The organism is Halolamina pelagica (assembly GCF_900115675.1).
Taxonomy (GTDB): domain Archaea; phylum Halobacteriota; class Halobacteria; order Halobacteriales; family Haloferacaceae; genus Halolamina; species Halolamina pelagica.
Genome location: NZ_FOXI01000002.1, coordinates 389,844 through 400,821, shown reverse-complemented (window position 1 = coordinate 400,821; position 10,978 = coordinate 389,844). Strand labels below are relative to the sequence as shown.

The 10,978-nt window shown below is 68.6% G+C and carries 9 protein-coding genes; 8 read left to right on the top strand and 1 reads right to left on the bottom strand.

All coding sequences use genetic code 11. The features are described 5' to 3' along the window. The 5 genes from BMZ83_RS04665 to BMZ83_RS04645 all read left to right on the top strand — a co-directional run. On the top strand, positions 1–534 hold a 534-nt coding region (locus tag BMZ83_RS04665; protein ID WP_143076890.1), incomplete at its 5' end, for a sulfite exporter TauE/SafE family protein. Positions 535–721: 187 nt separating this feature from the next. Then, positions 722–1,120, top strand: coding sequence for a helix-turn-helix domain-containing protein (locus BMZ83_RS04660; protein ID WP_074876126.1), 399 nt, complete (start codon positions 722–724; stop codon positions 1,118–1,120). Positions 1,121–1,536: 416 nt separating this feature from the next. Then, complete coding sequence (locus BMZ83_RS04655; protein WP_074876125.1) at positions 1,537–2,970, top strand: cytochrome ubiquinol oxidase subunit I; 1,434 nt, start codon at positions 1,537–1,539, stop codon at positions 2,968–2,970. Further along, on the top strand, positions 2,963–3,958 hold the full coding sequence (gene cydB, locus BMZ83_RS04650) for a cytochrome d ubiquinol oxidase subunit II (RefSeq protein WP_074876122.1): 996 nt from the start codon (positions 2,963–2,965) through the stop codon (positions 3,956–3,958). The genes BMZ83_RS04655 and cydB overlap by 8 nt, the downstream gene beginning before the upstream one ends. Next, positions 3,951–4,181 carry a hypothetical protein gene (locus BMZ83_RS04645; RefSeq protein ID WP_074876120.1) on the top strand — a complete coding sequence of 77 codons (231 nt, stop codon included), beginning with the start codon at positions 3,951–3,953 and terminating at the stop codon, positions 4,179–4,181. The genes cydB and BMZ83_RS04645 overlap by 8 nt, the downstream gene beginning before the upstream one ends. A gap of 15 nt (positions 4,182–4,196) precedes the next feature. Here the strand turns inward: BMZ83_RS04645 and BMZ83_RS04640 are convergent, their stop codons facing one another. Beyond that, positions 4,197–6,140 (bottom strand): peroxidase family protein, encoded by a 1,944-nt coding sequence (locus BMZ83_RS04640; RefSeq protein ID WP_074876118.1) that lies wholly within the window; start codon positions 6,138–6,140, stop codon positions 4,197–4,199. Positions 6,141–6,281: 141 nt separating this feature from the next. On the opposite strand from BMZ83_RS04640, the gene BMZ83_RS04635 reads away from it, so the two are divergent. The 3 genes from BMZ83_RS04635 to BMZ83_RS04625 all read left to right on the top strand — a co-directional run bounded on the left by BMZ83_RS04635 (position 6,282) and on the right by BMZ83_RS04625 (position 10,978). Beyond that, on the top strand, positions 6,282–7,160 hold the full coding sequence (locus tag BMZ83_RS04635; protein ID WP_074876116.1) for an RIO1 family regulatory kinase/ATPase domain-containing protein: 879 nt from the start codon (positions 6,282–6,284) through the stop codon (positions 7,158–7,160). Between the two features lie 48 nt (positions 7,161–7,208). Beyond that, entirely contained in the window at positions 7,209–8,732 is a 1,524-nt protein-coding gene (locus tag BMZ83_RS04630) for an aldehyde dehydrogenase family protein (RefSeq protein ID WP_074876114.1), read from the top strand. Between the two features lie 101 nt (positions 8,733–8,833). Further along, complete coding sequence (locus tag BMZ83_RS04625; RefSeq protein ID WP_143076889.1) at positions 8,834–10,978, top strand: PAS domain S-box protein; 2,145 nt, start codon at positions 8,834–8,836, stop codon at positions 10,976–10,978.

Below are 10,978 nucleotides of genomic sequence, written 5' to 3'. Positions count from 1 at the left end.
CCGATGATCAGCCTGCGGGGCGGGATCAAGGTCTCGCTGTGGATGATCCTCCTCGTCGCGTTCGCGACCGGGCTGCTCTCCGGATTCCTCGGCGTCGGCGGCGGGTTCATCCGCATGCCCGCGCTGTTCTACCTGATCGGCGTGCCGGTTCCGATCGCGGTCGGGACGGACCTGTTCGAGATCGTGTTCTCGGGCGGGATCGGGAGTTTCCTGTACGCGATGGACGGCGCGGTCGACCTCACGATCGTCGTCCCGCTGCTGGCGGGGAGTGCCGGCGGCGCCCGGATCGGCGCAGCGGCGACCAGTCTGGTCGACGAGGACGAGATCAAGGTGTACTTCGGCGCGATGCTGCTGCTGGGTGCGATCGCGGTCGCCCTGCGGAAGATCGGGACGTTCATGGACGTTCCCGTGCTCCAGACCGTCTCGCTGGTCGTGATCCTCGGCGCCGCGACGCTAGTCGCCGGCGCCGTCGTCGTCAGCTCCATCCGGGAGCTGCGTTCCGAGCACCCGGCGTCGACGAGCACTGCGGACTGACCGCCTCGGGAACGACCCTCGAGGCGTCGCCGGCTGCTCGATCCAGAACACCGTGAGCCGCCACTGACTGGGCCGAAACCACCTGCCTGCGAGGCGTTCGTGCAGGTACCACGTCCCTTCCCGAGTGCGGTATTGTACTAACCATACAAAACACTTTTGAAGCATTAGCCCGTTAGTTCAGATAGTTATGGCCGATTCCATGCGCGAAATGCTCCAGTCCGATATGCGGTGTGAGGGGCTGCTGGAGTGTTTCCACGACCTGAAGCGGATCGACAAGGAGGTGTTCCGACTACTGAACGATCGACCGGACGGGCTGACCGTCGACGAGATCGCCGACGGCGTCGATCGCGAGCGCTCCACCGCGTACCGATCGGTCCAGCGACTGCTCTCCGCGGGGTTCATCCAGAAGGAACAGGAGAACTACGAGCAGGGTGGCTACCACCACGTCTACCACCCTCGCGACGCCGAGAAGATCGCCCAGGACATGCAGCGGACGCTGAACGACTGGTACGCGAAGATGGGCAACCTCATCGGCGAGTTCAGCGAGAAGTACGGCGACGAACAGGCGGCCGTCGCCGAGAGTTAGAGGTCCCGCCGCACGAGAGTTCCGTTCTACGCGGGCGGCCGTCGCGGCGAGCAGTCCGATCGCGCCGGCCCGCCCGGAGTCGCTCACGTCGAGCAGCGACGCCGCGAGCCACGACGCGAACACGAGCGGTAGCCCGACTCGTCCGGCGCCGCGACCAGGGGTCATCCGCCCGGCGTGGCCGCCGGCGCCTGCCGGGCCGATCGTGGAACTGATCACTCGTTGGCAGCCAGTCGCGCGCGCCGTCGGCCCGATCCACTACTCGTTTTCGATGATCGCACCAGACAAAGTTAACTGTGCCTCGTTCCGAACACGAAACAGAGCAATGTCGCACGAGCGAGGCACCACCGGCCAGGTCGCCGTACCGCCCGTACCGGAAGGGTGCGGTGTCGGTCCGTCCGAACGTGGGGGCCCCGTCGATGGTTGATCCGGTCGTGGCGAGCCGGCTCCAGTTCGCCGTCACCACCATCGTCCACATCGTCTTCCCGGTGATGAGCATGGGGCTGGCCCCGTTCCTGATCTACTTCACCTGGAAGGAGATCCGGACGGGCGAGGCAATCTACGAGCGACTGCGGCGGTTCTGGGTGAAGATCTTCGCGGTGAGCTTCGTCGTCGGCACCGTCACGGGGCTCGTCCTCGAGTTCGAGTTCGGCACCAACTTCGCGGCCTTTTCGACGTTCGCCGGCGAGCTGTTCGGCGGGCCGCTGGCGACGGAGGGGATGATGGCGTTCATGCTCGAGGCGACGTTCCTCGGCATCTTCATCTACGGCCGCGACCGCGTCTCCGACGCGTTCTACTTCCTCTCCAGCGTGCTGGTCGGCCTCGGCACCTGGCTCTCGGCGGTCTGGATCCTGATCGCGAACTCCTGGATGCAAACCCCGCGGGGGTACGAACTCGTCAACGAGGGCGGCCGACAGGTGGTCCACCTGACCGACCCCATGGCGGCGTACTTCAACCCGCGGTTCCAGTACATGTTCCTCCACATGCAGAACTCGGCGGTGGAGTCTGTCGCGCTGTTCATGGCCGGGGTCGCCGCCTACTTCGTCTACAAACACCACGTCCGCGGCGACGAGGTCGAGAACGCGGCGTTCTGGGTGAAGACGCTGAAGATTGCTATCGTCGCGCTGGTCATCACGGCGCCGCTGCAGGTGATCCACGGCGACCTGTACGCCCGGCACGTCTACGAGACCCAGCCCCAGAAGTTCGCCGCGATGGAGGCGCTCTGGGAGACCGACACGTACGTCCCCGAGTACATCGTCGCGTTCCCGACCGACATCTCGCACATCCTCGACCCCCGGGCGAAGGAACTGCTCGGGATCGGGATCCCCGGCGGCGCGTCGTGGCTGGCCAGCGGCGGGAACCCGCAGGCGGAGATCCGCGGGCTGAACTCCTTCGAGACGGAGGCACCGCCCGTCGCCGTCGTCTTCTGGGCGTTCCGCATCATGGTCGGGCTCGGCTTCTGGTTCATCCTCCTCGGCTTCTGGGCGAGCTACCGGTGGTACCGCGGGGAGCTCGTCGAGGACGACCTGCTGCACAAGGCGTTCATGGGGTCGTCCCTGCTGGGTATCGTCGCGGTCGAGACCGGCTGGATCGTCACCGAGGTCGGCCGCCAGCCGTGGGTGATCCAGGACGTGATGCTCACCGAGAACAGCGTCTCGCCGAGCCTGACCGGCGCCGAGGCGACGTTCACGCTCGCCGGCTTCGTCGGCGGTTACGCGCTCCTGCTGGCGCTGTACACCTACGTGATCCGCCGGATCATCCAACACGGGCCGCCCGAGGTGGACGGCGGCGCCGTCGAGGCCGACGCCGGCACCGACGCCCCGCCGGAGGCGGAGGTGAGCGTCGATGACTGATCTCGCGGGCGAGGCGCTGTTCGGGCTCCCGCTCCCGGAGATCTGGTTCGGCCTCGTCTTCTTCGTGCTGGGGATGTTCCTGTTCCTCGACGGGTTCGACTTCGGGATCGGGATCCTCTTCGCCACCCGCGAGGACGCCGAGGAGAAGGAGACGCTGCTCGCCGCGATCGGACCGTTCTGGGACGGCAACGAGGTGTGGCTGGTGGTGTTCGGCGGCGCGCTGTTCGCCGCGTTCCCCGAGGTGTACGCCAACCTCTTCAGCCGCTACTACCTGCTGATGTTCGCGATCCTCGCCGCGCTCGGGCTGCGGGGGCTCTCCCCGGAGATGTACGAGGAGCGGGAGGACGACCAGTGGCGGCGGTACTGGGGGTACGCGTTCGTCGTCGGCAGCGCGCTGACGCCGTTCCTGCTCGGGGTGTTCGCGATCAACTGGCTCACCGGGGTCGCCGGGATCGTCTCGGTGCCCGGCGTGCTCGGCGGGCTGGCGGTCGTCGCGCTCACGGTCGCCGACGGCGCCGCCTTCCTCGGGCTCAAAACCCGCGGCTCGCTCCGGGACGACGCCAGCCGGTACGGGACTCGCGCGGCGGTCGCGTACCTGGGTCTCGTCGCACTGACGCTCGTGGCCGTCTACGTCACGACGCCCGCGCTGCAGTCGGCGCTGCTCTCCCTGCCGGTGATCGCGCTGGTCCTGCTCTCGGTCGCGCTGGTCGCGGGCTACGTCGTCGCCACGCGCCGCGGGGAGTACCTCGCCGCCTTCGCGTCGGTCGGGGGCCTCGTGTTCGGGCTCGTCACGGTGATCGCGGTGACGATGTTCCCGGCCGTCGATCGCGCCACGGGCCTGAGTGTCTCGGAGGGGATCGTCTCGACGCTCCCGCTGAACCTCATGACGATCATGATGGCGCTGCTGCTCCCGATCGTGCTGTCGTACTTCGGCGTCCTCTACTCCGTCTTCAGCGGGCCGATCGAGAGCGGGGAGACGTATGGCTGAGGCCGACGGGTCGTCGACGCGTGCCCCCCCGAACCTGGGCTCGCGCGTCGTCGTGACGTGGGCCGAACTCACCGTCCTCGGGCTCGCCGGCGGGATCCTGGGCACCGCCGTCGGCGGCCCGCCCGCGCTGGTGGTCTACTTCGCGACGACGCTGCTCTCGGTGGGGATCCTGCTGTACAACGTGAACGAACTGATCCGAGCGTGGGTCACCGCCGACGCGTGACCCGCGCGGGCGGACTCAGCCGCCGTACTCGCCGAACGCGATGACCTCGCCCGTCGGCGTCCGGACGACCACCGGTTCGCCCCCGTCGTCGATCGCGGCAGCCTCCCGGTCGAAGGTGACGACGCGAGCGCCGACGTCGTCGGTCGACGCCGGTCCGGACCCGGTATAGACGACGATCCGCTCCCCGGGCGCGACGGGTTCCTCGAGAGCGTCGACCGTCTCGGTCTGTTCCCCGTAGTCGAACTGGTACCCGCCCAGGGAGAGCGGGCCGGAACCGGCGTGTTCGAGCAACACCGCCTCGCCGTTGGTTCGGTCGCCCTCGGGCGTGTCCGGCGCGTCGCCGCTCCCGTCGCCGTCGACGGCCGTGAGCGTGAGACCGTCCGGGGCCGGACCGGTGGCGAACTGGAGCAGGTCGGCGAACCGGTAGCGGTCGTCGACCCCCTCGGAGACGGGGCGCGGCAGCGTCGGCGTCCACTCGGGGTCCTCGTTGACGTACGCCCGGCCGTCGGCGTCGATCATCCCCCGGACGACCTCGCCGACGATCCGGCTGCCGACCGCGCCGAGGCGATGTCCGTCCTCCTGGACCGCCGCCTCCCCGAGGACGTAGAGCCACAGTGGTGCCTCGGTCTCCGCCCCGCGGTGGACCGACCGGAGGTACTCGCCGTAGGTCGTTTCGCCGGGGAGGGGGATCTCGTCGTTGTCGAGCGGGTCGATCCCCATCCGTTCGGCCACCGCCTGGCCCGACGGCAGTCCCAGCGCTTTGCCGCGCAGGAGGTTCCGCGTTGCCAGCGACGCCGGGCCGTGGCTGATGAACGGGAGCAGCATGAGCGCCGGCGCCATCGCGGTGTCGATCGGGCGGCAGGGCTGGGCGGTCGAGCCGTCGGCCCCGGGCTCGTGATCGAAGAAGTAGCGCCAGTCGATCACCACCTCCTCCGGAACGGGGCCGAAACCGTTGAGGTTCCGGTCCGTCTCCTCCTCGACGACACCCGCCGGTGGGCGGTCCTCGCCGGCCATCGCTCCCGCGAGCACGTCGACGTTTTCGGGCGCCGGGCCGGGGAAGAACTGCACGTCCCGCGCGTCGTCGTTCACGGTGTAGCGATCCCGGATCTGGCTGTGGCCGTACCGGTAGGCCGCCCCGGCGAACTCGACCGGGATCGAGACGGGGTCGTCCGGCTGCAGGAAGTAGGATCGGCCGGTGGCCTCGATGTCGTCGAGCACCGACCGGTCGCACACCGTCGGGAGGAACTCGTGGCGGACGAGCCACTGGTAGTGCCACCTGACGAGCCGCTTCGCGGCGTCGTACACGTCCTCGTCGTCGCCGAGCAGCGCGTGGCCGCCGCCCGACCGGAGGTAGTCGACGACCCGGTTGTGGAACTTCACGAACGCCAGTTGGAACTGCGAGATCACGAGGTTCTCGTCGTTGCGCGGGTCGGTGAGCAGCGCGCTCCCCTGGCGGTTCCGTTGGAGGTCGGTCGCCCCGAAGCGGGCCGCCCGCGGGGCGCCCTCGTCGGTCGGGGTCGGCTCCGCCGCGCCCGTGAGCAGTTTCGCCCCGTCGCGGTCGTCGAAGAGGAACGGGCGGACCTCCGAACCGCCCCCGTACACCGAATCGAGGTCCAGCGCGGGCGTTCGGAAGTTCCGCAGCCCTCGCGGGTCGTTGCGGCGCTCCAGTTCCGACGTGGGGTCGAACGTGATCTCGTGGTCGATGAACTGTCCGAAGAAGGCGATCCCGGCGTCGGCGTCCGCGACCTTTTCGCGCCCCGGATCCCCGAGCATCGGCCCGTCGACGCTACCGCCGTCGGGTTCGACGCCGCCGAGCGCCTCGAGGAACGCGTCGGCGGGGGTGTACGGATCGAGCCCCGCGAACCGGTTCGAGAAGCGATGGCTCCGCACGCGGCCGCTGGCCGTGGTCGCCGCCTCGTTCATCCCCCGCTGCTCGTCGAGGCGGTGGTGGTGAGCCATGTCACCAACGGACTACCAACTATTTATAATTCTAATGTATGTTGAACAATACATTTCTCGGTCGCTGATGCGGTTGGCACGGGGCTGGGACGGCGGCGCGGCCACCGTCGTTTATGCCGTCGCACTCCCTACCGGCCCACGATGGAACTCCGGAAACTCGTCCGGGGCCGGCCGGAGTGGTCCCGGATCGAGTCGGTCGTCCGTGAACTCGCGGAGCGGTACGACCGCGAGACCGTCCACGTACGGTTTCTGGACGCCGACAACTGGCTCTCGACGCCGCTGGTGCTCGACGACGAGTACTTCGTGAAGCTGGTGACCGAGCAGAACTCGCTGGTCCACGCGCTCTTTACCGCGACGCGGAACCTCGGCGCGTTCTCCTCGGGGACGGAGGGGTTCTTCGGCCACTACGGCACGCCCTACGAGATGGCCCAGCACGAACTGGAGGCCACCGAGCGCCTGCGCGAGGTGGGCGTGAACGCCCCGGAACCCGTCGAGGCGCTGGAGATCGAGGGGATGGGCGTGCTGGTGATGGAGTACCTCCCCGACTTCCGGACGCTCGACGAACTGGCCCGGCCGACGGAACGCCGTCTCGCCCCCGAGGTGTTCGGGGCGCTGCACCGGATGCACGACCACGGGCTGGCCCACGGCGACCTGCGGGCGGAGAACGTGCTGGTCGTCGACGGCGAGGAGCGAAGCTCCTCGGGCAACCGGGAGCCGCAGGCTCCCGGTGACGGCGAGGTCTACGTCATCGACGCCACCAACGTCCGCGAGGACAACGGGGCGACGATGGCGGCGGCGCGTTCCTACGACCTCGCGTGTGCGCTCGCGGCACTGGAGCCGTTGATCGGCGCGAAGGCTTCGGTCGACGCCGCACTGGAGCACTACGACGCCCAGGAACTGCTGGCGGCCCGGGAGTTCCTCGACTTCGTGAGTGTCAGGCCCGATCACACCTTCGCCGCCACGGCGCTGAAGGGGGCGATCGAGACCCGCGCCGGCGAGGCCGAGCGGGAGGGTCGCTGAGGGGGACCGATAGGCTTTATCACGCCGACGCCCCCACTGTTCGGACACATGAGCAGCGAACCGTACATGCACTACATCGACGGCGAGTGGGTCGAGGGCACCGGCAGCGAGACGTTCACCAGCCAGAACCCCGCGAACGGCGAGTCGCTCGGCGAGTTCCAGCGCGGCACCGAGGACGACGTCGACGCCGCCCTCGCGGCGGCCGACGACGCCTTCGAGGAGTGGACGGAGCTCTCCCACATCGACCGCGCGGAGTACCTCTGGGACATCTACCACGAGCTCAAAGACCGCCACGAGGAGCTCGGCGAGATCGTCTCCAAGGAGTGCGGGAAGGAGATCTCCGAGGGGAAAGCCGACGTGACCGAGGCCTGGCACATGGTCGAGTGGGCCGCCGGCGACGCCCGCCACCCCAAGGGCGACGTGGTCCCCTCCGAGATCCCGTCGAAGGACGCCTACATGCGGCGCAAACCCCGCGGCGTCGTCGGCTGTATCACGCCGTGGAACTTCCCGGTCGCCATCCCGTTCTGGCACATGGCCGTCTCGCTGGTCGAGGGGAACACCGTCGTCTGGAAGCCCGCCGAGCAGACGCCGTGGTGCGCCCAGATCATCGCCGAGATGTTCGAGGACTCGGGCATTCCCGATGGCGTTTTCAACATGGTCCAAGGGTTCGGCGACGCCGGCGCGGCCATCACCGACGACAGCCGCGTCGACACCGTGCTGTTCACCGGCAGCGCCGCGGTCGGCCACGAGATCGCGTCGAAGGTCGGCGGCGAGCCCGGCAAGCTCGCGGCGTGTGAGATGGGCGGGAAGAACGGCATCGTGATCACCGAGGAGGCGGACCTCGACGTGGCGGTCCACTCGGCGGTCATGTCGAGCTTCAAGACGACCGGCCAGCGCTGTGTCTCCTCCGAGCGCCTGATCGTCCACGAGGACGTGTACGACGAGTTCAAGGAGCGCTTCGTCGAGAACGCGAAGCGCGTCGCCGTCGGCGACCCGCTGGACGAGAACACGTTCATGGGGCCGCTGATCGAGGCGGAGCACGTCGAGAAGGTCTCCCGGTACAACCAGCTCGCGAAGGACGAGGACGTGAACGTGCTCGTCGACCGCGAGGAGCTGGAGCCCCACGAGATCCCCGAGGGCCACGAGGACGGCCACTGGGTCGGCCCGTTCGTCTACGAGGCCGACGCCGAGGCCGACCTGCGCTGCACCCACGAGGAAGTGTTCGGTCCCCACGTCGCCCTGCTGAAGTACAGCGGCGACATCGAGGACGCCGTCGAGATCCACAACGACACCGAGTACGGCCTCGCGGGCGCCGTCATCTCGGAGGACTACCGTCAGATCAACTACTACCGCGACAACGCGGAGGTCGGGCTGGCCTACGGCAACCTCCCCTGCATCGGCGCCGAGGTCCAGCTCCCCTTCGGCGGCGTGAAGAAGTCCGGCAACGGTTACCCCTCCGCCCGCGAGATCATCGAGGCGGTCACCGAGCGCACGGCCTGGACGCTCAACAACTCGAAGGAGATCGAGATGGCGCAGGGTCTCTCGGCGGACATCAAGACGAAAGAGGACTGAGCCGGCCGGGAGCTCGTCCGTCGCGTTCCCGCCCGCCGCGCGTCACTGAAAGACGACTGATCGCGCTTCCCGCGCCTTTTTGACGACGGGGGTACTGCTGCGTGCCGTACAGCATGGACGACCCCGGCAGCGCGATCCGCGTCCTCCTCGTCGACGACGACCCCGACCTCGCGTCGATGACGGCCACCTACCTCCAGCGCGAGGACGATCGGATCGTCGCCGAGACGGCGATCGGCGCCGACGCCGCACTCGAGCGCCTCGGCGCCGGGGTCGACTGCGTCGTCGCCGACTACGAGATGCCCGACCGCAACGGAATCGAACTGCTCGAAGCCGTCCGTGAGGCGTACCCCGACCTCCCGTTCATCCTCTACACCGGGAAGGGCAGCGAGGAGATCGCCAGCGAGGCCATCTCCGCCGGCGTCACCGACTACCTCCAGAAGGAACGCGGCACCGGCCAGTACGCGGTACTGGCCAACCGGATCGAGAACGCCGTTGGGGCCTACCGCTCCGAGCAGCTGTTGACCCGCCGGACCCGCCGGCTCGAGCGGCTGATCAGCAACCTCCCCGGGATGGTCTACCGCTGCCGGAACGCCCCCGCGTGGCCGATGGAGGCCGTCGAGGGCGAGGTCGCCGCCATGACGGGCTACGACGCCGAATCGTTGGAGAACGGCGACGTGCAGTGGGGGTCGGACGTGATCCACCCCGAGGACCGCGAGGAGACCTGGGCCCGCGTCCAGGACTCCCTCGAGGAGCGGGGTCGGTTCGAACTCAGCTACCGGATCCGCACCCGCGACGGCGAGACCCGCTGGATGTGGGAGCGCGGCCGCGGCGTCTACGAGGACGGCGAACTGACCCACCTCGAGGGGTTCATCACCGACGTGACCGAGCGAGAGCGCCGCGAAAACCGGCTCCAGGAGACCACCGCGCGACTGGAGGCGCTGTTCGAGCAGTCGCCGGACATGATCAACCTCCACGACGCAGACGGGACGATCTCCGAACCCAACGCGCGGCTCTGTGAGAAAACCGGCTACGACCGCGAGGAGCTGATCGGGATGAAGGTGTGGGAGATCGACTGCTCGATCGACTCGGCGTCGGCCGCCGGGATCTGGGAGCGCATGGAGCCCGGCGACAGCCGCCGGTTCGAGAGCGAGTACGAGCGCGCCGACGGCTCGACGTTCCCCGTCGAGGTCCACATCCGTCGCATCGACGCCGTCGACGAGGCGCTGTTCGCCGTGATCAGTCGGGACGTGACCGAGCGCAAGGCGCGCGAGCGCGAACTCGAGCGCGTCCAGCAGGAGTACGAGGAGCTCATCAACGGGATGGACGACACGGTGTGGGTCATCAGCACCGACGGGGAGTTCCTCGCGGTCAACGACGCCGCCGTCGAACGGATCGGCTACGACCGCGAGGAGCTACTGGAGATGGGCCCCCACGACATCGACGCCGGCACCGATCCCGAGGAGATCACGGCGCTGATCGAGGGGATGCCGGAGGACGAGGTGCAGGTGTTCGAGACGGTCCACGAGACCAAATCGGGCGAGCGGATCCCCGTCGAGATCAGTTCGACGCTCATCAGCTACCAGGGGGAGACAGCGGTTCTGAGCGTCGGCCGCGACATCACCGAACGCAAGGAGCGCGAGCGCCGCCTGGAGCGGTTCGCCTCCATCGTCTCCCACGACCTGCGCAACCCGCTGAACGTCGCAGAGGGGCGGCTCGAACTGGCAGCCGAGGACTGCGACAGCGAGCACCTCGAGCACGTCGCCGACGCTCACGAGCGCATGAACGCACTGATCGACAGCCTCCTCGGACTGGCTCAGCAGGGCGAACTCGCGACCGTCACCGAGCCGGTCGCCCTCGAATCGGTCGTCAAGCGCGCGTGGTCGAGCGTCGCTACCGACGAGGCCACGCTCCGGGCGACCGTCACGGGGACCGTCTCCGCGGACCGAAGCCGGCTCGCACAGCTGTTCGAGAACCTCTTCCGGAATTCGACAGAGCACGGCGGCCCCGGCGTCACCGTCACGGTGGGCGACCTGGACGACGGCTTCTACGTCGCCGACGACGGCCCGGGCATCCCTGTGGACCAACGCGACTCGGTGTTCGAGACGGGCTACACCACCGGCGAGGGGACTGGGTTCGGCCTGACGATCGTCGAGCAGGTGGCCGAGGCCCACGACTGGTCGATCCGGCTGACCGAGAGCGCCGAGGGCGGCGCCCGCTTCGAGTTCACGGGCGTCGACGAGGCCTGA